The following is a 22,620-nucleotide window of genomic DNA, read 5'->3' on the forward strand; positions in this document are numbered from 1 at the left end:
CGCACCACCCGTCGGATAATAAACACCCGTTACACCACCCGTCCCAATCGTGATAAACTCCTCAGCATACGCCGCAGGCGCTAAAAAGGCGGCCGCTGCAAATGCGGTAAGGCTGAGTTTTCCTGAATTCTTCATATCTGTTCTCCCTGTTGTCTTCTTTGGCAGACTTGACGACACCTGAAATCAGCTACTGCGCCAACCCGGCAACGTAAGGTATCTCAATACTTGATTTTTTCCAAAGTCTCCCGACCACTAAGAGGTTTCATTCAGACACTGCACTTGTCAAGTCCAGTGGACAGGTGCCAGGGCACGATTCCCAGTTCTGACAAGCAATCAGAGCTCAATTACCAGCACAAACCAAGCCTGATAGAGCGTACACCGCGCGATATCAAAACGGACCGCGACGGCTCACGCAAATTGGCGAGGCAGTCTTTCGCTCGTGCCAAAAATCCACTAATATTCCGAACTTGGAGCCATGAAATCAAAAAGGTAGTCACCTTGATCTGGGTTCAACCGACCACGATCTTCTGGTTCAAACACCAACTTGTGCACCTAATTTTGTCGAAATGCTTCAGATTGAATTTGGTTGCATTTCATGCCAGATCACGAGTCTGGTCCTGTGACTGGAAAAGGCGATGCATCTCAGAATTTATCGATGCAAAAAATAAAAAGTAGAGGCACGATGTTAAAAGAAATTTTAAACAAATTTCGTACTGATACCAACGATGCTGACTTTGACAAGCTTTTGCGGGTTAAGCAGAACCACAAACACAAACCTCACCTCATAGAACCTTTCCAAGATACGGAAAGCAGCGCAATCACATTTGCTATTCGGCGTCTATCACGCCAGAATCTCACGATAGATGTCACGACCCAACTCCAAAAGGATCAAATTCAGTTTACCGTCCCAAGAAAATTCAAAATAGAAGGCAATTGCCTCGCTGCTGCGCTTGCTTGTCTTTGCGGCAAAAACTACCAGTCCATTCACTTTGAGTTTCTGGTTTCAGCCGAAGCGCAAGCCCTAATCGCCAAAGGGTGCCAAGCCACAGTTACCGCGTCCGAAGTTTGCCCCCCAAGGCTTGCAGGGAACGGACATTGTCTAGGGTTTTCGGGCGGAATGGACTCGTTGGCCAGCAAGCACATCGCCCCGGATCGCAACTATGATCTGATCGGGATAGACTTCGGCGGATGGTTTGAACGCGAATACTTATTCCTAAAAGAATACGATCAGATTACTTCGGTTTGTTCCACGAATTTTCGCAGAAAGAAATATGACCGTAACAGTTGGATGTTTATGGCTGCTCCCATGCTTTTGGTCGCTGATCATTTCGGCTGGGGAAGCGTAGCCTTTGGCACAACTTTGGAATCGAATCCAGAGACCTTGTACGGTTTGGACTGGACGCCTCCTGACTTGCCGATTCTGGAGGCTGGCGGGTTAAAAAATGAGACCTTGCTTTTTGGATGTTCGGAATTTCTTGGTAGTCGTATTGTTTTAGTTAACGAGAAAGAAGCTGTTGAAAACTCACTGGTGTCCTTGGCCGCAATCGGTTCAGAAAAATCATTCAGGAAAGCGCTGGCATTGCATCTGGTAAATAGCCTGATGAAAAACCAACCCACAGATCGCTTTGACATCGCCCCTCCACGTGAAAAGGTTGTTTTGGGTAAAGAATCGTATGTCGACTTTGCCTTTATGGTTTTTGCCAAATTCTGTGATCCGGAGTGGCTGTCACTTGCAGTCGATATCCCTGACGACATCCTGGCCTCGGTGCGTCAGACGAAGCTGGATTGGTTGCTCAAATACCATCCCATCGGCTTGGAAAAGGTCACCGGCCAGGCGCGGAAAGACTTGGAAGCGGGACTTAAGAAAAATCAAATCGAAGTATTTTCGGACAACGACTTGCGCGACTATGAAGCATTCACCGACTTAGTCAGAAACTTGCAATTAAGTGGCTAGAACTACCGAATTCTCAGCCATTTTTAACGAGTCACGTGTGGTGGTGCCCAAGGAGAGACTCGAACTCTCACGCCCGTGAAGGCGGGGGATTTTGAATCCCCTGCGTCTACCATTCCGCCACTTGGGCCACACGCCTTGAAGTATAGTTCAATTCCGGGAAGGTCCAGAGGCAAAAAACACCCAGTGCCCTGTTTGTTTCCGCCCCGGCGGTTGACGGCTTGGTGACCACATGATTTGGCTTGCACGGTCTGAGATTGGGATTTGAGTTTCTTATGTTGCGATCGCTTTATGACTGGACCATTCGCCTGGCCGAACACCCCCATGCGCTGTGGGCCTTGGCCGCTGTCGCCTTCGTCGAAAGCTCGTTTTTTCCGATTCCACCAGACGTTCTTATGATCCCGATGATCCTGGCGCGCCCGTCGCGGGCTTGGCTGATCGCAACGGTCGCTCTGGTCGCGTCCGTTCTGGGTGGCATGCTCGGCTATGCGATCGGGGCGTTCTTTTACGAAAGCGTTGGTCAGCCGATCCTCGAGGCGATGGGCAAGGCCCATGCTATGGAAGAGTTCAACACGCGCTTCAACGATTTCGGCTTCTGGGCGGTGCTGACCGCTGGCGTCACCCCGTTTCCCTACAAAGTCATCACCATCATGTCGGGCTGGACGGGGATGCCGTTGGGAACGTTCATTGCAACCTCGATTCTGGCCCGCGCGATGCGATTTTTCCTTGTCGCCGGTCTGCTTTGGAAATTCGGAGAGCCGATCCGCGACTTCATTGAAAAACGCCTGGGTCTGATGTTCACTTTGTTCATCATTCTGCTGTTTGGCGGCTTTTTTGTCGTGAAGTACCTATGACGTCCAAAAGATCCTTGATTCTGATCGCCTCAGTCGGGTCAGCGGCGATGCTGCTGGGCGCTTGGGGATTCCAGTATCTGGGTGGGCTTGCCCCTTGCAAGATGTGCATCTGGCAACGGTATCCCCATGGGATTGCAGTGGTTTTGGGAGTGTTCGCTTTTGCCTTTCCGGCTGTCCGCATTCTGCCCGCGTTCGGGGCACTGGCGGCAGCAACGACGGCAGGCATCGGCGCGTTTCATGCCGGGGTTGAGAAAGGCTGGTGGGAGGGCCCCTCGACCTGCACCTCTGGCGATATTGGCGGTCTAACGCCAGAAGAGTTGCTCAATCAGATCATGTCCGCACCATTGGTGCGATGCGACGAGATTCCGTGGGAGATGTTTGGGATTTCAATGGCCGGATGGAACGCGCTGATTTCGGCAGCGCTGGTGTTGATCTGGCTGGCGGCGTGGCGGGTGCGCTGAAAGCTACTGCTGATCCAGCTCTGCATCCCAATAAAGGAAGTCGATCCAGCTGTCATGCAGGTGGTTGGGCGGGAACTTCCGGCCAATATTGCGCAACGCCTCGGCATCCGGCTGGCGCGGCGGTTTGTTCAGCGACATCCCCGCCTGCCGCAGCGACTTGGACCCCTTGCGCAGATTGCACGGGCTGCAGGCCGCGACCACGTTTTGCCAGCTTGTGACCCCTCCGGCGGCCCGAGGGACCACGTGATCAAATGTCAGCTCTCCCCGACTACCGCAATACTGGCATTTGAATTCGTCCCGCAGAAATAAATTAAAGCGCGTGAAGGCCACGCGCTTTCTGGGTTTTACATAGTCTTTCAATACAACGACCGAGGGTATTCGGATTTCGGTACTGGGGCTTCGGACCACTTCGTCATATTCGGCGACGATGTCCACCCGATCCAGCCAGGCGGCCTTGATGGCCTCCTGCCACGGCCAGAGGGACAGCGGATAATAGGATAAAGGGCGGTAATCGGCGTTCAGAACCAATGCCGGATGATGCCTGAGCGCACCGGGTTCCCTGACAAATTCGGTCCTGAAGTCTCCGTCCATAACAGAATCGCTCCTCGCTCTGCACTGCCCGTTTTTTGACATCAGAGCGGGAACACCCGCCCCGGCCTTACCTCAACTATATATCGTGTTAAAACTCTGACAAGTCCCGATTTTACACAACATCTCGGGTACTTGTTATGCGCGGTCCGTAACGGCTATGTGACAGTTATCCACAGCTTGCGCGCTTGTGATCTGCAGGTTATGGCGGAGACATGTCCTGGTTCATCCGTTTCAACAAACCTTTTGATGTGTTGCCGCAATTCACTGATCGGGCCAACGCGGACACACCGCGCCGCACCCTGTCGGATTTTATCGATCTGTCAGGCGTCTATCCGGCGGGCCGGCTGGACCGCGACAGTGAAGGCCTGATGCTGCTGACCGACAATGGCCGCCTGCAGGCGCAGATTTCAGATCCCAAGCACAAGATGCCAAAGACCTATTGGGTTCAGGTCGAAGGTGTTCCCGATGCAGCTGCATTGAAAGCGTTGCGGGACGGGATCGAACTTAAGGACGGCGTGACCCGACCCGCCAAGGCGCGGTTGATGGACGAGCCCACTGATCTTTGGCCCCGCACACCGCCCATACGCGAACGTCAGACCATTCCCGACACCTGGATCGAGCTTACGATCCGTGAGGGGCGCAACCGGCAGGTGCGCCGCATGACGGCGGCGGTGGGGCATCCGACCCTGCGCCTGATCCGCGCCCGCATTGGGGATTGGAACCTCGACGGACTGGCGTCTGGCGATTGGGACAGCCTGCCCGAACCGCAGGTCAACGCGGCACCGCATCGCAAACGGGACCGCCGTCCGCGCAGGTGACAAAAACGGCGAAATGTGATAGGCTTAGGCCATGAAACTTACGCCGGACATCCCTGCCCCAACAGGCATTCTGGAAGCCGCACTTTATGTAGATGACCTGGATGCAGCCGAGCAGTTCTATGGCGCGGTTCTGGCGCTTGAGAAAATCCAGCGTGTGGCGAACCGACATGTCTTTTACCGGGTCGGAAGCTCGGTTCTGTTGTTGTTTGTCGCCGACGAAACGGAAAAACCACCCGGAAATCCGGACCTGCCGGTGCCTCCGCACGGTGCCCGTGGTGCCGGGCATGTGTGTCTGACGATGACGCGTGATCAGATCGACGGTCTGCGCAAGCATCTGCTGGACTGGAACATCCCGGTGGATGCCGAATTTGACTGGCCAAACGGTGCACATTCTCTTTATGTGCGCGATCCGGCCGGGAATTCGGTCGAGTTTGCCGAAGGGCGGTTGTGGAGCTGAACGCCGACCCTAAAGCGGCTGTTTTTCGCCCCCAACCACACGGCAAATATCGCGCGAAACCACGCCAATCTCGGCCAGTGCCGCACGGAACGTCGCCATATGAGGCGCTTGAAAATGGGCCTCAAGCGCGGCCTGATCAGCCCATTCCTCATAGACACGAAACCGGTTCGGCTGGCCGAGAATCTGACTGAATTCGTAAACCAGACACCCCACCTCTTTAACCGTCTCAGCCACCATGGCCTGTGCCGCTGCGCTGGCCTTTTCCACGCTCTCGGGCGATACCTCAACAATTCCGGTTACAATCAGCATCAGTCCCCCTTTCTCAGGTCAAAACGTTTGGAAATTCTGTTCACGGGTGTTCCGTCGCGCAACGGCACCCCATACGCCACCGAAAAATCCTGAAAGCCCATCTTATCATAGTAGCTCAGGCCCATACCGTTATCCGCCCGAATCGTGGCGTTGATGGCGCTGAACCCAAGTGATTTCGCCATTATTACAGTCTTGGAAAACAAGGCCCTGCCCGCGCCTTTCAGCACCGGGTCACGTCGCGTGAATGTTGCGATGTCGGCGCAATCCTCCGGCAGTTTCACATTCGTTCCAAGCCACTGGAACCCGGCAACCTCTCCGTTCGGGTCCAGCGCGACATGGGTGCAGACCTTGTCCGGCCCGTTCAGATAGCTTTGGGCAAACAGAGCCTCGGTAAAGGGGATTTCAAAGGCCGTCGAGCCGCCAATCTCGATAATCTCGTTCAGGATGCGGCAAGCTGAAGCCACATCCTCTTGCATCATCGGGCGGATGGTGATCACGGCCTAAAGGCTCAGCTTGTCGCGCATGAAAGCCAGCGCGACACTCAACCCATCAGGCGCAATTCCGTGACCGGTGCCCTTCATGACATGCGCGTAGACCTCTTTGAATTCTGCGGCCTGCAGCGCTTCGGCAGCTTCGGGCAATGATTGCGGCGGTACCACGTCATCTGCGTCACCATGCACCAGCAGCACCGGCATCCGGCTGACGGTTTCATCCGGCAGCAGGTCTGGCTCAAGCAACCGGCCCGAGAAGGCAACGATCCCGGCGACGGGGTCCTCGCGCCGGGGGGCGACGTGCAGGCTCATCATTGTGCCTTGCGAAAAGCCGAACAGAACCACCTGCTCGGGCAGCACATCTTCGTCGACCATCAGCGCGTCGAGAAACGCGTTGAAATCCTCGACGGCCATTTCCATGCCGCGACGCGCCTCTTCCTCGGACGAGCCGTCGATCCAGGGAATCGGGAACCATTGGAAACCGTTGGGCATACCGGGTATTTGCTCGGGCGCGTCCGGGGCGACAAAAAGCGTATCGGGCAGATGTTCGCCCAGGACATCCGCCAGCCCCAGCAGATCAGCCCCGTTGGCTCCGTAACCATGCACAAACACAACGACCGAGCGCGTGTCGCCCGAAACCGGCTCTTTTCGGAGCGCATTCAATACTCGAGTCATCTGATCCCTTCTCGTTCCTTGGCTACCCGGTAATAGGCCCACAGCACCCGCGCCGCAACCGAGCGCCAGGGCGACCACGCCTCGGCCATCTGGCGCAATTCCTTGTCGGTCGGTCGCTTGGGCAGGTCATACAAAATACGCGCCGCTTCCTGTAGCGCCAGATCGCCCGGCGCAATCACATCCGCGCGGCCCAGCGAGAACATGGCATAAATCTCGGCCGTCCAAACGCCGATGCCTGGAACCTGAGTCAAAACGGCCACGACCTCTGCATCAGACGCATCGCGCAACGCCTTGTAATCAATACGTGCTTCGGCCAAAGCCCGGGCGTATCGCATCTTCTGTCGGCTTAACCCGACGGCCCGCAAATCCTCATCCGTGGCCCACATGATTTTGCGTGGTCCGGTCAGTTTGGCATCCTTCAGACGCGCCCAGATCGCATTGGCCGAGGCCACGCTGACCTGCTGACTGACGATCGCACTCAGCAATTGTGCGAACCCGTCCGGGCGACGGCGCAGGGGCAAAGGTCCGGTTTGTTCCATCGCATGGGCCATACGCGGACAGGCCTTGGCCAGCCACTCGGCCCCTTCGGACACGCAATCGGGTGTTTCGATGATACGACCGACGGACATGCACGCTTCCTAAAAGTGACGATTATTCGCACGTTAGGCAGATGCACCGGCGATGCAAGCGGCTTGTGTCCTTAGCTGTTCACCGATACCCATTGGCGCATGACGATGACCTCCGCCACCCCCGACAACTCTCAGGCCAAACGTAATGTTGCGGTTCTGGTTGCCGCGCAGTCCATTCTGGGTGCGCAGCTGCCGATGAAGTTCATCGTCGGCGGATTGGCCGGACAGTCGCTGGCCAGTAACCCGTGCCTGGCGACTCTGCCCATCTCGCTGATCGTTCTGGGGTCGATGCTCGCGGCGACGCCGGTTTCGGCGATCATGCAGCGCTGGGGACGTCGCACAGGATTTCTGATCGGAGCTACCGCCGGGGCATGTGGCGGCCTTGTCGGCGCGTACGGTCTTTATCTGGGGTCATTCCCGGTATTCCTGCTGGGAAGCCTGCTGACCGGCATCTATATGAGTGCCCATGGTTTTTATCGTTTCGCAGCCGCCGATACCGCGTCAGATGCGTTCAAACCCAAAGCAATTTCTTACGTGATGGCAGGTGGGCTTGCCGCCGCGATCATTGGGCCGCAGATCGTCAAGCTGACCTCAACCGCTTATGTTATCCCCTTTCTCGGCACCTACCTGGCCGTTATCGCACTGAACATTCTGGGCGCGGCTCTTTTCTTTTTTCTCGACATTCCAACGCCGGCGCGCCCGACCGAGGATACCCCCAAGGGGCGCACCCGGCTGGAACTGCTCAAGACACCCCGAATTGCCGTCGCGGTTATCTGCGCCATGGTCTCCTATGCGCTGATGAACCTTGTCATGACCTCGACCCCGCTGGCGGTGGTCGGATGCGGCTATACCGCCAATGACGCGGCTGATGTGGTGACGGGCCACGTGCTGGCCATGTATGTGCCCAGCTTTTTCACCGGTCATCTGATCGCGCGCTTCGGGGCCGAGAAGATCGTGGCCATTGGGCTGGCCATTCTCGCCGCCGCCGGGGTTGTTGCCCTTCAGGGGATCGAGCTTGAGAACTTCTTTGTCGCCCTGATCCTGCTGGGTGTCGGCTGGAACTTTGGGTTCATCGGTGCCACGTCGATGCTGGCCGCATCGCACGCGGTGCATGAGCGTGGGCGCATGCAGGGTTTGAACGACCTTCTGGTGTTCGGAGGGGTAACCCTCGCCTCGCTGGCTTCGGGTGGTCTGATGAATTGTTCCGGCGGTTCCGCGGTCGAGGGGTGGACGGCGGTGAACCTTGCCATGATCCCGCTTCTGACTTTGGCAGGTGGTGCGCTTTTGTGGTTGCTGCTGCGGCCCTCGGACGCGCAAACAGCCTGAGCGGATATCACCAGCGCCCTGTTGCCGCCATGCGCATCAGAGACCATCGACGACGTATCTCACCCTGCGCCAATGCGCCTGCGGCGACCCGCCCGGGCTGTGATAAGGCTTTGCGCAGAACCCATTCGGCCTGCCATCCGGCATACAACGCAGGTCGCGCCGCCGCCGAAACCGATGATCGCTGCGATCGCGCCAGTTCCAGACGGTGCAGCGCATCTTGCGCCAGGCCATGAACCCCGTCGGGTGTCCCGTCCAACAATGGAATGCGACCGCGCGCCTCAAGGTCCGGGATGGCCCGAAACCAGTTGGCGACCCCCACGGCATAGCCGTAATCCCGCAATACCGTCTCTTCGGCCTCGCCCAGCGATTGCGCCGAAGCAACCGTTAACGTCCCGGCGCTTTGATCAATGTAGGCGTCAAAGTGCTCTCGGTCTTCAAACGGGTCCTTATAGATATCCCAGCGCCTTACGGCGATATATTCATCCATCTGTGCCGCAAGATGCGGAGAAAGGATCCGTGACAGTGGCGTGACAACCTCGTGCCGTCGCACCGTCGGACCTTCGGCGATCTCTTGCAAGGCATCCCGCCACCACTGCAGGCGCATTTCAGCAATCATCGTCTCTTGGGTCACCCAAGGTGCCCGCGCCACTTCGACGTTGAGCGCATAGATCGGGAACAACACTGCGCGCGCGCTCACCGGTGCCGCCATAACCGCCATGAACCGGTCAGGATCGGCGCGATGCACCAGCGCGGCGCAGGCCTTGACGTCCTCGTCGAACTGCACCTTATTCAGCCGCTTCACTGCGCGGCACGCAGTCACGCACCAGTTTCCACTGAATCGCATCCAGCAGCGCCTCGAAGGACGCGTCCACTATGTTGGCGCTGACGCCCACCGTGGACCATCGACGGCCCTGCCCATCTTCGCTGTCGATGATCACACGTGTTACGGCCTCGGTCCCGCCCTGCGTGATCCGCACCTTGAAATCCACCAGATGCATATCGTCCAAGATCGGAGAATACTGCCCCAGATCCTTGGACAGAGCCTTGGCCAACGCATTCACCGGCCCCCGGTCACTGCCTTCCCCGTCCAGCGATTCACTGACGGACAGTTTCTTTTCACCGTCCACTTTCACGACCACGACGGCCTCGGACAGACTGACCATCCTGTTGTATTTGTTCTTCCGCCGTTCGACGGTCACCTTATAGCGCTTCACCTCGAAAAAGGCGGGCAGTTGCCCCAGTTCATCCCGGGCCAGCAGCTCGAAACTCGCTTGTGCGGTGTCATAGGAATAGCCTTCGGCCTCGCGCAGTTTGATCCGTTCCAGAATGCGACCCAACGCCGGATCACCAGCCTCGACCGTCAGACCCGCATCGGTCAGCCGCTTACGCAGATTGGATTGCCCGGCCTGGTTGGACATCGGGATGATCCGCGCATTGCCCACACTGCCGGGATCCACATGTTCGTAGGTCGAAGGGTCCTTGAGGATTGCACTGGCATGCAGCCCTGCCTTATGGGCAAACGCTGACGCCCCGACATAGGCCGATTGCTTGCTTGGCACGCGGTTGAGGATATCGTCCAGCATCCGGCTGATCTGTGTCAGACCCTCCAGCGCTTCGACGGTCACACCAATGTCAAACTGACCGGCATATGGATCCTTCAGCAGCAATGTCGGGATCAGCGAGGTCAGATTGGCGTTTCCACAGCGTTCTCCCAATCCGTTCAGAGTGCCCTGCACCTGCCGCGCACCCGCGTCCACAGCAGCCAGTGAACAGGCAACCGCGTTTTCAGTGTCATTATGCGTATGAATGCCCAGACGGTCGCCCGGTAGCCCGGCTGCAATAACCTCGGACACGATCCGTCCCACTTCGGCAGGCAGTGCGCCGCCATTGGTGTCACACAAAACCACCCAACGCGCACCCGCGTCCAGCGCCGCGCGGCACACCTGTACCGCGTATTCCGGGTTGTCTTTGTAGCCGTCAAAGAAATGCTCGGCATCGAAAAGCGCCTCGCGCCCCTGCGCCACGATATGCGCGACCGAGGCGCGGACGTTCTCGACATTCTCCTCCAGCGAAACACCAAGCGCATGGGTGACATGATAATCATGCGACTTGCCAACCAGACACACCGCTGGCGTGCCGGCGTTCATCACTGCGGCCAGAACATCGTCATTTTCGGCTGACCGGCCAGAGCGCTTTGTCATCCCGAAAGCTGTCAAAACCGCCGAAGTCTTTGGGGTAACGTCGAAAAACGCGCTGTCCGTGGGGTTGGCGCCCGGCCATCCGCCCTCGATATAGTCCACCCCCAAAGCATCCAGCGCCTGCGCGATCTGAACTTTTTCCGCCGTCGAGAATTGCACACCCTGCGTTTGCTGGCCGTCCCGCAACGTGGTGTCATAAAGATAGAGGCGTTCTTTGGTCATGTGACACCCTCCAGCTTGGCCGCGTCGAACCCGGCACCAGGAACCAGTTCAACACCGTCCTTGCTCATGCGCACTTCAAGACCGGCCTCAACAAAGGCGGCTTTCAAACGGTCAACTTCGGAGAAATCCTTGCTTTGCATCGCATCGGCACGGGCGGCCGCCAGCCGGGCCGCAAAAGCGGACAGATCAGAAGACCCTGCATCGGCCCAGCCCCCCATGTCATCGGACAACAAACCAAGAACCCGGGCACTTGCCAGCAACCCACCCGCATCTCCATCCGCCGCAAGCCGGTGGAGTTCCGCAATGGCACCGGCAGTGTTCAGATCATCCGCCAGTGCGCCGATCACCGCAGGTGCCGCGCTGGCGGCGGGCTCGATGCCCGCTGTCAGCGCCCGCCACTTGCGCAATGTCGCTTCGGCCTCACGCGCCTTCTTCTCTGTCCAGTCCATCGGCTTGCGATAATGGGTTTGCAGGAACACGAAACGGATCACCTCACCCGGTACACCTTTGTCCAACAGATCATGAACGGTAAAGAAATTGCCCAGCGACTTGGACATCTTCTTGCCTTCGACTTGCAGCATCTCATTATGCAGCCAGACCCTTGCGAACTCACCATGCGGATGCGCGCAGCGGCTCTGGGCGATCTCGTTCTCATGATGCGGGAACATCAGATCGTTGCCGCCGCCATGAATGTCAAAGCTCTCGCCCAGCAGCTCATAGCTCATGGCCGAGCATTCAATATGCCAGCCCGGACGCCCCCGCCCCCAAGGGCTGTCCCAGCCCGGCAACTCATCGGTCGATGGCTTCCAAAGCACGAAATCCATCGGGTTTTTCTTGTACGGCGCCACCTCGACCCGCGCGCCGGCAATCATGTCATCGACCGACCGACCCGACAGCTTGCCGTATTCGTCTTTCCAGCTGTCCACAGCGAACAGAACATGACCCTCGGCGGCATAAGCGTGTGATTTTGAGATCAAGTCCTCGATCATCGCGATCATCTGCGCGATATACTGCGTCGCACGCGGCATCTGGTCGGGCTCCATCGCCCCAAGCGCGCCCATGTCATGCAGATACCAGCCGATGGTCTCATCCGAGCGCTCCTTTACCAGCTGCTCCAGCGACCCTGCTGCACCGGCCTGTTTTCGCGCCAATGCGGTTGCATTGATCTTGTCATCGACATCCGTGAAATTGCGTACATACGTTACGTGATTGGCGCCATAAACATGGCGTAACAAACGATAAAGCACATCAAACACCACCACCGGACGCGCATTGCCCAGATGGGCACGGTCATAAACCGTTGGCCCGCAGACATACATCCGCACATTATCGGGATCGATCGGCACGAAATCCTCTTTCGTCCGTGTCCGAGTGTTGTGCAGTTTGATCGTCGTCATCGGTTCAGCTCCAAAAAACAGCAAGCGCGGTCGCGTTGGCGCGGGCTTAGCAACTTGTCTCAGAGATGAAAACGAAAGAAACCGGCCCGCTTGAGAATTCAGCAGGAAATGCAGCAGATAATGATGCAGGTCATCCGGTTCATGCGCTGTTGATAACATCGGATGCCACCCGAGCCAAGGTTTCATTTGCCCATCCCTTGACTACCCTTTGTTGTGATTGACAAACCCGTCCGCCTCTGCCCCATTCCCCAAACGCAGGCTACGGAGACGGCCATGAAATTGTCGCATCGCATCACACATCTGACCGAGGGCGGCTCGGATGGTTGGGGTGTGTTCTACCGTGCCCGGCGTTTGGTCGCAGAGGGTCACGCCATCACCGAATTGACTATCGGAGAACACGATATCGGCACGGATGCCTCGATCCTGAAGGCGATGGATGCCTCGGCTCGCGATGGGCATACCGGATATGCAATGGTGCCCGGAACCGATCTGTTGCGCGACACGGTAGCGGCGCGGGTGCAACTGCGGACCGGGGTAAAGACAACACGAGACAATGTTCTGATCACGCCTGGTGGACAAGCCGCGCTGTTCGCGTCTCATATGGCGGTTTGTAATCCAGGCGATATTGGTCTCTATCTGGCCCCCTATTATGCCACCTACCCCGGCACCATCCGTGGCGCGGGTGCTGTCGCCAAAGAGATCCAGCTGCGGGCCGAGGATGCGTTTCAACCCCGCGCGGCAGATATCGATGCCGTCGCTGAAGGCGCAGCATCGCTGCTGATCAACAGCCCGAATAACCCTACTGGCGTGATCTACTCTCAGGACACATTGAACGACATCGCCCAAGTCTGCCGCGCCCGCGACCTTTGGCTGATTTCGGACGAAGTCTATGACACACAGGTCTGGGAAGGCCGCCATATCTCGCCCCGGGCCCTGCCGGATATGATCGACCGGACGCTGGTGGTCGGGTCGATGTCGAAATCCCACGCAATGACCGGATCGCGCTGCGGCTGGATCGTCGGACCGGAAGAGGTCGTTGCCCATCTGATCAATCTGGCCACCCATACCACTTACGGGGTGCCCGGATTTATTCAGGATGCCGCAAGCTATGCTCTCGCCGCCGGGCCAACCTTGGAAACCGAAATTGCTGAACCGTTCCGCCGTCGGCGGGCTCTGGCGCTGAATGTTCTAAAGAGCCAGCAAACCGTTGGCGTCATTCCCGCACAGGGCGCGATGTATCTGATGCTTAATATTCGCGCTACAGGGCTCAGCGGCGAGGCTTTTGCCGATGCGCTGCTGGACACGCATGCCATTGCGGTCATGCCTGGTGAAAGCTTTGGTGCAGCGGCGGCAGGACATATAAGGATCGCCATGACTGTCGCGGACGAAAAGTTTGAGGCCGCAATGCGCACGGTTTGCGATTTTGCCGCAAAATTGGCTACGCAGCGCGCTGCGGAGTAGGTCGATTCAGAATCGGAAGGTTGTGCGCAGGTTGAACACGTTTGTATCCAGCCCGCCGCCGGAATCCGGCAGATCATCAAAATCCTGGCGCAATGCCTCGCCACTGATCACGAACCGATCCCCCAGAGGGTAGGCCACGCCGATCCCGTAAACCGCCGCCGTATCATTGTCGCCCGAGGTCTCGGCCCGCGATGTACCGACAACCACATATCCAAGCGCCGAGCCAAAATCATAGCCGCCTTTGATTTTCACGCGCGACATGCTGTCCAGACTGCCTTCGCCACGACCCAGATCAAGGTTAAGGCGATTATATTCCAACTCACCCCCCAGAACGAAATTGCCGAAGTCATAGTCGTAACCGATGAGCGGTCCAAAGCTGAGGTCGCCACCGCCCGAGCCTGACGGGCCGTCGGCATCCGCATAACCCAGGCTGAATCCGGCATAGGCCCCAGTCCAGTCTTCTGACAATGCAGGACCGGCCCCTGCTATCAGAACTGCGACCCATATGGCCTTAAGTGCCTTCATGTAGACCCCCACATACAAAACCCCAGTCCGCAGAACCGGCGCGAGCCCCTTTCAAATTGGTTCGGGCGCAATGAAATCAACATTAACTTACGACCTAGTTTCAAATACCTAATGACAGCTTAACAGAAAGTCATCAAATCGGGAGAAAAACATTTTATCACGCATTGTTGGGCTTCCGTCATCCCAGACCTGAGACGCAAAGAATTTAGGCACCAGGTCGCAAACAGGACAGATTGTGCCGCAGCAGATTGGATAATCGCGAATTACCAATATGGGGATCGCATGCCAAACGATGTCTGGAAAATCCGTTTGATTAGCCGAACAATCGGTGCAGATCGCGGGCGCGCTGCGCGGGGACGCCCGACTGAGGTTTAACCCGAGCGTTACCCTGACACCCGATTCCCAATCCGGACTTTACCCATGACCGAACAAACCCGTACCACCTCTCGCAGTGGCGGACGCGCTGCGCGCCGCGCCGCGCGTGCCGCGGCCCTACCCGATCACCTTCGCCCGGTGCGCCCGGGGATGGAAAGCGGCACCTATCGCCCGCTCAGCCAAACTGATGTCGAACGCATTCACCGAGCTGCGCTGCAGGCGCTTGAAACCATTGGACTTGCCGATGCGCCGCAAAGCGGCGTCGATTATCTGGTAAAAGCCGGGTGCGTGCTGGGGGAGGACGGCCGCATTCGGTTTCCCGCCGCGCTGGTCGAGGATACGCTGGCCCGTGCAAACCGGTCGGTCACCCTGTGCAGCCGGGATGGTCAAACCGACCTGATTCTTTCGGGAAATCGTGTGCACTACGGCACAGCCGGAGCCGCCGTTCACATGGTCGACGTCGATGGGCGCAACTATCGCGACTCGACACTGCAGGATCTCCACGATGCGGCCCGCATCTGCGAGCAGCTCGACAATATCCATTTCGTACAGCGCCCCATGGTTTGCCGCGATATCACAGATAACCTCGAAATGGATCTGAACACCATCTACGCCTGCTGTTCAGGCACATTCAAACATATCGGAACCTCGTTCAGCGATCCGAACTATGTAGCGCAAGCGGTTGAAATGCTTCACATGATTGCGGGCGGAGAAGACGCGTGGCGCGCGCGGCCATTTGTGTCGAATTCCAATTGCTTCGTGGTCCCTCCGATGAAGTTCGCCACTGAAAGCTGCGAGGTGATGGAGCGGTGCATCAAAGCCGGGATGCCAGTTCTGCTGTTATCGGCGGGAATGGCCGGCGCCACGGCCCCGTCCACCGTTGCCGGAGCCATCACTCAGGCGACCGCCGAATGCCTTGCTGGCCTGGTTTATGTCAACGCCGTAAGCCCCGGAGCACCCGCCATTTTCGGCACATGGCCTTTTGGTCTGGACCTACGTACCGGAGCCATGTCGGTCGGTTCTGGCGAGCAGGCACTGCTCAGCGCAGGCTGCGCGCAAATGCATGCGTTTTATGACCTGCCGGGCGGAACTGCTGCCGGCGCCTCGGATGCAAAACTGCCCGACATGCAAGCCGGATGGGAACAAATGTGCTCGAACATCATGGCCGGGCTTTCTGGGGCGAACATGATCTACGAAGCTGCCGGTATGCACTCGTCACTTCTGGGGTTTTGCCACGAATCCCTGATCCTTGGCGATGATCTGATCGGTCAAGCGCAGCGCTGCGTGCGCGGGATCGAAGTTTCGGACGAGACGCTGGCTCTGGATCAGATGGCCGAGGTTTGTCTGAGCGGACCCGGCCACTATCTGGGCACGGATGCGACGCTGAGCCGGATGCAGGCGGACTATGTTTATCCAACCTTGGGCGATCGTACCTCGCCCAAGGAATGGGCGGAGCTGGACAAGCCCGATCTGGTTGAAAAAGCGAAAGCACGAAAAGACGAGATTCTGTCGTCGCCTTCTCCGGCACGGTTCGACCCGATGCTGGATGCCGCGTTACGATCAAGGTTCAACATTCACTTGCCGACGTAAGTTATTGAAAAAGAAAGGGGGCCGAAGCCCCCTGTCAGTTTCGCCATCCAGGCTCATCTCGTTGACCGCCCGGTGTTTTTTTGCCTGCGGCCTGGACGTCGTATGGGACGAGCGCACCCGTCCCCAAAAAGAGTGGGAAAGAGCAATCTTCCGCCCCACCCTGTTCCCGGCCAACACGGGCATGTCGGCCGAGTGGAGCACCGCGCTTGGTAAGTCTTGGCGCTTCGCTCCGTATTCGTCGGGGTCGGTGCCTGTGGCAGCTATCCGACCCCTGCACCCCGGGTTGCCGGGGCGCTAAGTTCTTGGTTCAATGCAATAGCTCAAAGTTATCCTACGACCGCTCTGTGAGCCCGTGCCTTGAGGTTCGAGACCCCAAGTATGGTTGCCGGGATAAGCATCAAACAGTTCCGGATGATCCAAACAGAGCTCTAGTTCGTGCGCCCTCGTCCGGTTGGAACATAGAAAGTTCAACGGCACCGGAAGCAAAAACTCCCCTTGGCCAAAGTTTTCGTGGAAACTGTGAACTTTATCTCCAATTTTGAAACATCCAGAAACTTGCATTGGGTTCTCCTCAGCTACACCCGCTTGTCGCACCGCAGGTGTTGCACTTCATGCAGGTGCCGTTGCGCACCAGCGTATAGTTTCCGCACTCGCCGCATGGATCACCCTCATAGCCCTGCATCTTGGCTTTCGTACGCGCGTCCATTCCGGTTGCGACTGACGTTTCAGCAGATGTTTCGAACGTAGCGGCCGTTTCCGCCATGCCCGTCACGTCACCCTGGCCGCCATTGAACACCATCAGGTCTTGCGGCAGGCGCTTGCGCAGATACCCGGTCGAGCTGATTTGTTTCAGTACTTCCAAGGACTTAGTGGCCGCACTTTCACTGATTTCCGAGACATTCGACAGGCCGTCCTCTTCGCCGCGGCCCAGATCGTCAAAGGTTGCACCCTCGGGTTTAACATGCGCCAGATCGGTGCGGTCCAGATAGGACACAGCCAGTTCGCGGAAGATGTAGTCCAGGATCGACGTCGCGTTCTTGATCGAGTCGTTGCCCTGCACCATCCCCGCCGGTTCGAACTTGGTGAAGGTGAAGGCATCCACGAACTCTTCCAGCGGCACACCGTATTGTAGGCCAACCGAAACGGCGATGGCAAAGTTGTTCATCATCGCCCGAAAGCCAGCGCCTTCCTTGTGCATGTCGATGAAAATCTCGCCCAGCTTGCCGTCTTCGAACTCACCGGTGCGCAGATAGACCTTGTGGCCGCCCACAATTGCCTTCTGGGTATAGCCCTTGCGGCGATGCGGCAGTTTCTCGCGGTGGCTGCGGATCATTTCCTTGACCACAACCTTCTCGATCACCTTCTCGGCCAGAACGACAGCTTTTTCCTGCGTCGAACCGCTTTCCAGAACCTCTGCCGCATCGTCGTCATCCTCGACCAGCGCCGCCGCCAGAGGCTGCGACAGCTTCGAGCCGTCGCGGTACAGCGCGTTGGCCTTCACGCCCAGCGACCACGACAATTCGTAAGCCTTCTGGCAATCCTCGATGGTCGCGTCATTCGGCATGTTGATCGTCTTGCTGATCGCGCCCGAGATGAAGCTTTGCGCCGCCGCCATCATGGTGATGTGGCTATCAACCCCAAGGAAACGCTTACCTTTCTTGCCGCACGGGTTGGCGCAGTCGAAGATGGCGTAGTGCTCTTCCTTCAGGTGCGGAGCCCCTTCCAACGTCATGGTTCCGCAGACGTGGTCGTTGGCCGCGTCGATATCCGCTTTGGTAAAGCCCAGATGGCGCAGCAGGTCGAAGGTCGGGTCGTTCAGCTTGGTCGCGGGGATGCCCAGAACGCCAGTGCAGAAATCCTCGCCCAGCGTCCACTGGTTGAAAACGAACCGGATGTCGAAGGCGCTTTCCAGCGCGGCGTCTACCTTGGCCAACTCATTCGGGCCAAAGCCATGACCGGTCAGCGAGGTATGGTTGATTCCCGGCGCGTTGCCGATGGTGCCGTGACCAACCGCATAGCTGACGATCTCTTCGATCTGAGCCGAGGAATAGCCCAGCTTTTCCAGCGCCGACGGTACCGAGCGGTTGATGATCTTGAAGTAACCGCCACCGGCCAGCTTCTTGAATTTGACCAGCGCAAAGTCTGGCTCGATCCCGGTCGTGTCGCAATCCATCACCAGACCGATGGTGCCGGTGGGCGCAATCACAGTAGCCTGCGCGTTGCGGTAGCCATTTTTTTCACCAAGGCTCAGTGCCTCATCCCAGGCTGACATTGCGAGATCAACCAGACGTTTGTCTGGGCAGTTGCCGTGGTCCAGAGGCACCGGCTTCACAGCCAGTTTCTCATAGCCTTCGGTCACGCCCTGCGACGCACGGCGGTGGTTGCGGATGACGCGCAGCATGTGATCCGCGTTGCGTTCGTACCCTTTGAACGGACCAAGCTCCCCGGCAATTTCGGCCGAGGTCGCATAAGCCACACCGGTCATAATCGCGGTCAGCGCGCCACAGATGGCCCTGCCCTCATCCGAGTCATAGCTGTAGCCCATGTTCATCAGCAGGCCGCCGATATTGGCATAGCCCAGACCCAAGGTGCGGAAGTCATAGGACAGCTGCGCGATTTCCTTCGACGGGAACTGCGCCATCGTCACCGAGATTTCCAGCGTCAGAGTCCACAGGCGCGAGGCGTGCATGTAGTCCGCAGCCTGGAACTCACCGTCCTTGAGGAAGGTCAGCAGGTTCATCGACGCCAGGTTACAGGCCGTATCATCAAGGAACATGTATTCCGAGCACGGGTTCGATCCGCGAATCTCACCATCTTCGGGGCATGTGTGCCATTCATTGACCGTGTCGTGGAATTGGATGCCCGGATCGGCGCAGGCCCATGCGGCATGGCCAACCTTTTCCCACAGATCCCGCGCCTTAACGGTCTTGGCGACCTTGCCATCGGTGCGGTTGATCAGCTCCCAATCGGCGTCTTTTTCAACGGCCGTTAGGAACGCATTGGTCACACGGATCGAGTTGTTCGAGTTCTGGCCCGAGACCGAGCTATAGGCCTCCGAATCCCAGTCCGTATCATAGGTCGGGAATTCGATGCTGTCGTGGCCCTGCTTTGCATAGTCCAGCACGCGTTTGATGTAAGTTTCGGGGATTGCGACCTTTTTGGCCTCACGAACAGCCTTCTTCAGCGCGTCGTTCTTGTTCGGATCGTACGCATCGTCCGCAGACCCGTCCCAAGACCGAATGGCCTCGAAAATGCCATTCAGCATCTTCTCGTGCATCTTCGACCCGGCAACGATCGAGGCCACCTTCTGCTCTTCGAGCACCTTCCATTCGATGAATTGCTCGATATCGGGGTGATCTGCATCGACGATTACCATCTTTGCTGCCCGACGGGTTGTCCCGCCTGATTTGATCGCGCCAGCGGCGCGGTCGCCGATCTTGAGAAAGCCCATCAGGCCCGAGGATTTGCCGCCACCCGACAGCGCCTCGCCTTCCGCGCGCAGATGGCTGAAGTTGGTCCCGGTGCCCGAGCCGTATTTGAACAGGCGCGCTTCGCGGACCCACAGGTCCATGATGCCACCTTCGTTCACCAGATCATCATCGACGGACTGGATGAAGCACGCGTGCGGCTGGGGATGTTCGTAAGCGGATTTCGATTTGGTCAGCTTGCCGGTTTTGTAATCGACATAGTGATGCCCCTGCGCGGGACCGTCGATGCCATAAGCCCAATGCAGACCCGTGTTGAACCACTGAGGCGAGTTCGGCGCGGCGCGCTGTGTTGCCAGCATATAGCGCATCTCATCAAAGTAAGCGCGCGCGTCTTCCTCGGTCGAGAAATAGCCACCCTTCCAACCCCAATAGGCCCAGGCACCGGCCAGACGGTCAAACACCTGCTTTGACGAGGTCTCGCCGTCGAATTCAGCGCCATCCGCCGGGACCGAGCGCCACAGGAACTCGGGCACATCCTTTTCTTTGACCTTTTTCAGAGCAGACGGAACACCCGCCTTCCGGAAATACTTCTGAGCAATGACGTCGCTTGCGACCTGGCTCCACTTTGCGGGCACTTCAATGTTGTCCAGACGGAAAACAATGGTGCCATCCGGATTGCGGATTTCAGAAGTTGCGGACACAAAATCCAGCTCTGCATATGCATCCTGGCCTGACTTGGTGAATTTTCTCTCAATCTTCATGTCCGCTGCCCCAGCTAATTTCAAAGTTCCCGGCACTAAATGTTGGGGTGCGGGGTGCCGCCCGCACAGCCGATCATTTTCAGGCACAAAGGACCGGACGCCGCCTGTCACAGCGCGAAACCGCCAATACGGTTGCACGTTTACACTGGTTTGCTTTCCGTCCCTTGCCCATGGGCCGTTCTGGTCATTGCCTACCAGATTTTGTGGCTCATTGTTCGGCTTATACAATCTGGCGTATATTGCCATAGTAGGTCAACGGGGTTTTTCCCTCATTTTTGAAATCTTTTTTGTTGACCTCCAGCCGCAGATAAGCGGGAACCAGCCAATGCTCGATTCTTTGTCTTGAAGTGCATCCGCCACGCCCCCGCGGCACCGAACCAGTTGCATCTTGATTCCCGTTTATGTCCCCATGCTTACCGGCCGATGATCAACCAAGATGTGATTAACGATGAGGTCAGAGAATCATCGTACGGTCGCGACATGCCATGCCATACTCAGAAAAGATCGAAATCTGCGATGCAGGGTTGTTTTCAGTATGGGATGTCTTCGATTTTTTCCGGTGATCGCAATGATCGTGTCCTGCACGACACAAGAACCTGTGGTCGGCTCGCGCAGCGCTCAATTCCCTGAATACCCCCAGACTCTGTTCAACTCGTTCAAAACCGACTGCGCCGGACCGGGGGATGATTACGAGATCACAGGCCAGAGCAGTTTCGAATGCCGCGAGTTGTTGCCGCCGGATACAACGGCTTTCCTGATTCTGAACTATGACGGATACCCGCAAGAGCTGCCCCGGATCGTGACTCGCCTGAGTTCCAGCAAGAACCCGCAAGGCTACCGCGTCGATGCCGATTTGTTTTTCCTGGTGCCACAGAAAAGCGGAAATACGTTAAAAGTTCCCGTCCGCAGCCAAAGCCTGGATCGGGATTTCTCACAGCTCTACACCAATTTCGGTGGAAACCCCGTTGAGTGAGGAAAGTGGTCGGGGCGGCAGGATTCGAACCTACGACCCCCTGTACCCAAAACAGGTGCGCTACCAGACTGCGCCACGCCCCGGACCGTGCGCCTTCCTAAACGTGCCGTTCTGATTTGAAAAGCCCTAACAGGGCCAAATTGCGGGGCCTTGCGAAAAAACTTCGTGGCGCATCTGAGTTCCGGGACGAATGCCATAGCGTGCAGCCAACCCGGCATTGATTTCCAGAACCGCAAACACCGAATCCCCTCCTTCGATCGGAGTCAAATCACCCGGGATGGCGCCTTCATGCACATGCGACACCAACCCGGTCTGATCGACAAAGATCATATCCAGCGGAATCAGCGTATTCTTCATCCAGAAGGCAACGGGCTGAGGCCGGTCATACACGAACAGCATACCCGCCCGGGACGGCATGCTCTCGCGAAACATCAAACCTCGGGATTTTTCCTGCGGCGTGACCGCAAGTTCGATATCAAATCTGATCTGAGCCGCGTCGTTTCTAAGTTCAACCCGGTCAGGACGGCACTCGGCCTGCGCGATCCCACTGAACCACAGTGTCAGAATCACCAGTACCGAGAACAACCTGACCATAAGAGTCTCAACCGTTAAGAGCGGCTTCCCAAGCCAGAACCTGAGCCGCCATCCGGCCCCGCTTGCCATCGATCACCCGCATCGCCAACGCCTCACCCGGCTGCAAATCCGCCAAGCCCGACCGACGCAGAACTTCGATATGCAGGAACACATCCTCACTGCTGCCAAAGACATTGGCGAACCCAAAGCCCTTGCCCTTGTCGAACCATTTGACCCGTGCGGCCTCAAGCGGCGCATGAGAGATCACGTCCGGGTCAAGTTCTGCAAAATCCGCCAGCATCATGGTCTCGGCGCGGGCGGGCGGATCGACACTGATCACTTCGACCGCCTGAACACCGCGGTCGGTCTTATGCGTCATGATTTCGATGCCAGCGCCATCCGCAACCGAGCTTTGCCCGAAATTGCGCAAGACGTTGACGTGCAGCAAAATATCCGGACCACCCGTTTCGGACACAACAAATCCGTACCCTTTGGCAGGGTCGAACCACTTTACGTGTCCTCGGACGCGATACATGCTGTTCATGTCATCTGGCA

21 protein-coding genes and 2 tRNA genes are annotated in these 22,620 nt (G+C 57.5%); 9 read left to right on the forward strand and 14 right to left on the reverse strand.

What is annotated here, in order from left to right:
- Positions 1–595: 595 nt before the first annotated feature.
- Entirely contained in the window at positions 596–1,954 is a 1,359-nt protein-coding gene (locus ACRZ9X_RS00005; protein ID WP_480514976.1) for a hypothetical protein, read from the forward strand.
- 41 nt (positions 1,955–1,995) lie between these two features.
- Here ACRZ9X_RS00005 and ACRZ9X_RS00010 read toward each other — a convergent pair.
- Positions 1,996–2,081, reverse strand: a tRNA-Leu gene (locus tag ACRZ9X_RS00010).
- 145 nt (positions 2,082–2,226) lie between these two features.
- On the opposite strand from ACRZ9X_RS00010, the gene ACRZ9X_RS00015 reads away from it, so the two are divergent.
- Positions 2,227–2,805: a YqaA family protein gene (locus ACRZ9X_RS00015; protein WP_480514977.1), complete on the forward strand. Its 579-nt coding sequence runs from the start codon at positions 2,227–2,229 to the stop codon at positions 2,803–2,805.
- Positions 2,802–3,266, forward strand: a complete 465-nt coding sequence (locus ACRZ9X_RS00020; protein WP_480514979.1) for a disulfide bond formation protein B — start codon at positions 2,802–2,804, stop codon at positions 3,264–3,266. The genes ACRZ9X_RS00015 and ACRZ9X_RS00020 overlap by 4 nt, the downstream gene beginning before the upstream one ends.
- Positions 3,267–3,269: 3 nt before the next feature.
- Here ACRZ9X_RS00020 and ACRZ9X_RS00025 read toward each other — a convergent pair whose 3' ends face one another.
- Positions 3,270–3,857: an HNH endonuclease gene (locus ACRZ9X_RS00025; RefSeq protein ID WP_170653521.1), complete on the reverse strand. Its 588-nt coding sequence runs from the start codon at positions 3,855–3,857 to the stop codon at positions 3,270–3,272.
- A gap of 212 nt (positions 3,858–4,069) precedes the next feature.
- Here ACRZ9X_RS00025 and ACRZ9X_RS00030 point away from each other — a divergent pair, with 212 nt between their 5' ends.
- Positions 4,070–4,675 (forward strand): pseudouridine synthase, encoded by a 606-nt coding sequence (locus tag ACRZ9X_RS00030; RefSeq protein WP_480514981.1) that lies wholly within the window; start codon positions 4,070–4,072, stop codon positions 4,673–4,675.
- 31 nt (positions 4,676–4,706) lie between these two features.
- On the forward strand, positions 4,707–5,132 hold the full coding sequence (locus ACRZ9X_RS00035; RefSeq protein WP_480514983.1) for a VOC family protein: 426 nt from the start codon (positions 4,707–4,709) through the stop codon (positions 5,130–5,132).
- Between the two features lie 9 nt (positions 5,133–5,141).
- Here ACRZ9X_RS00035 and ACRZ9X_RS00040 read toward each other — a convergent pair whose 3' ends face one another.
- The 4 genes from ACRZ9X_RS00040 to ACRZ9X_RS00055 are packed head-to-tail and all read right to left on the reverse strand — an operon-like array spanning position 5,142 to position 7,236.
- Positions 5,142–5,441, reverse strand: a complete 300-nt coding sequence (locus ACRZ9X_RS00040; protein WP_480514985.1) for a putative quinol monooxygenase — start codon at positions 5,439–5,441, stop codon at positions 5,142–5,144.
- Entirely contained in the window at positions 5,441–5,938 is a 498-nt protein-coding gene (locus tag ACRZ9X_RS00045) for an N-acetyltransferase family protein (protein WP_480514987.1), read from the reverse strand. The genes ACRZ9X_RS00040 and ACRZ9X_RS00045 overlap by 1 nt, the downstream gene beginning before the upstream one ends.
- 3 nt (positions 5,939–5,941) lie before the next feature.
- Positions 5,942–6,607: an alpha/beta hydrolase gene (locus ACRZ9X_RS00050; RefSeq protein ID WP_480514989.1), complete on the reverse strand. Its 666-nt coding sequence runs from the start codon at positions 6,605–6,607 to the stop codon at positions 5,942–5,944.
- Positions 6,604–7,236 (reverse strand): DNA-3-methyladenine glycosylase family protein, encoded by a 633-nt coding sequence (locus ACRZ9X_RS00055; RefSeq protein WP_480514991.1) that lies wholly within the window; start codon positions 7,234–7,236, stop codon positions 6,604–6,606. Before ACRZ9X_RS00055 ends, ACRZ9X_RS00050 begins: the two co-directional genes overlap by 4 nt.
- 99 nt (positions 7,237–7,335) lie before the next feature.
- Here ACRZ9X_RS00055 and ACRZ9X_RS00060 point away from each other — a divergent pair, with 99 nt between their 5' ends.
- Positions 7,336–8,562 (forward strand): MFS transporter, encoded by a 1,227-nt coding sequence (locus ACRZ9X_RS00060; RefSeq protein ID WP_480514992.1) that lies wholly within the window; start codon positions 7,336–7,338, stop codon positions 8,560–8,562.
- 7 nt (positions 8,563–8,569) lie between these two features.
- Here the strand turns inward: ACRZ9X_RS00060 and ACRZ9X_RS00065 are convergent, their stop codons facing one another.
- Genes ACRZ9X_RS00065 through cysS form a run of 3 tightly spaced genes read right to left on the reverse strand, consistent with a single transcriptional unit; the run spans position 8,570 to position 12,379 of the window.
- Positions 8,570–9,346, reverse strand: a complete 777-nt coding sequence (locus tag ACRZ9X_RS00065) for a squalene/phytoene synthase family protein (RefSeq protein WP_480515881.1) — start codon at positions 9,344–9,346, stop codon at positions 8,570–8,572.
- Position 9,347: 1 nt separating this feature from the next.
- The gene (cimA, locus tag ACRZ9X_RS00070) at positions 9,348–10,982 is read right to left on the reverse strand and encodes a citramalate synthase (RefSeq protein WP_480514993.1); all 1,635 of its coding nucleotides are present in this window, start codon (positions 10,980–10,982) and stop codon (positions 9,348–9,350) included.
- On the reverse strand, positions 10,979–12,379 hold the full coding sequence (cysS, locus tag ACRZ9X_RS00075; protein ID WP_480514994.1) for a cysteine--tRNA ligase: 1,401 nt from the start codon (positions 12,377–12,379) through the stop codon (positions 10,979–10,981). Before cysS ends, cimA begins: the two co-directional genes overlap by 4 nt.
- A gap of 273 nt (positions 12,380–12,652) precedes the next feature.
- On the opposite strand from cysS, the gene ACRZ9X_RS00080 reads away from it, so the two are divergent.
- Entirely contained in the window at positions 12,653–13,840 is a 1,188-nt protein-coding gene (locus ACRZ9X_RS00080; protein WP_480514996.1) for a pyridoxal phosphate-dependent aminotransferase, read from the forward strand.
- A gap of 6 nt (positions 13,841–13,846) precedes the next feature.
- On the opposite strand, the gene ACRZ9X_RS00085 is transcribed toward ACRZ9X_RS00080, so the two are convergent.
- Positions 13,847–14,365: an outer membrane protein gene (locus ACRZ9X_RS00085; protein WP_480514998.1), complete on the reverse strand. Its 519-nt coding sequence runs from the start codon at positions 14,363–14,365 to the stop codon at positions 13,847–13,849.
- Between the two features lie 420 nt (positions 14,366–14,785).
- Between ACRZ9X_RS00085 and ACRZ9X_RS00090 the strand changes: the two genes are divergently transcribed.
- A complete protein-coding gene (locus tag ACRZ9X_RS00090) occupies positions 14,786–16,330 on the forward strand; it encodes a trimethylamine methyltransferase family protein (protein WP_480515000.1) in 1,545 nt (514 codons plus the stop codon).
- Between the two features lie 571 nt (positions 16,331–16,901).
- On the opposite strand, the gene ACRZ9X_RS00095 is transcribed toward ACRZ9X_RS00090, so the two are convergent.
- Complete coding sequence (locus ACRZ9X_RS00095) at positions 16,902–20,519, reverse strand: vitamin B12-dependent ribonucleotide reductase (RefSeq protein WP_480515002.1); 3,618 nt, start codon at positions 20,517–20,519, stop codon at positions 16,902–16,904.
- 568 nt (positions 20,520–21,087) lie between these two features.
- Between ACRZ9X_RS00095 and ACRZ9X_RS00100 the strand changes: the two genes are divergently transcribed.
- On the forward strand, positions 21,088–21,492 hold the full coding sequence (locus tag ACRZ9X_RS00100) for a hypothetical protein (RefSeq protein ID WP_480515003.1): 405 nt from the start codon (positions 21,088–21,090) through the stop codon (positions 21,490–21,492).
- A gap of 6 nt (positions 21,493–21,498) precedes the next feature.
- Here ACRZ9X_RS00100 and ACRZ9X_RS00105 read toward each other — a convergent pair.
- The 3 genes from ACRZ9X_RS00105 to ACRZ9X_RS00115 form a co-directional block, all read right to left on the reverse strand.
- Positions 21,499–21,575 (reverse strand) — tRNA-Pro (locus ACRZ9X_RS00105).
- Between the two features lie 43 nt (positions 21,576–21,618).
- Positions 21,619–22,086, reverse strand: a complete 468-nt coding sequence (locus tag ACRZ9X_RS00110; protein WP_480515005.1) for a DUF192 domain-containing protein — start codon at positions 22,084–22,086, stop codon at positions 21,619–21,621.
- 7 nt (positions 22,087–22,093) lie between these two features.
- Positions 22,094–22,600 (reverse strand): cold-shock protein, encoded by a 507-nt coding sequence (locus tag ACRZ9X_RS00115; RefSeq protein WP_480515882.1) that lies wholly within the window; start codon positions 22,598–22,600, stop codon positions 22,094–22,096.
- Positions 22,601–22,620: the final 20 nt, after the last annotated feature.

It is taken from the genome of Ruegeria sp. AL1 (assembly GCF_056540905.1).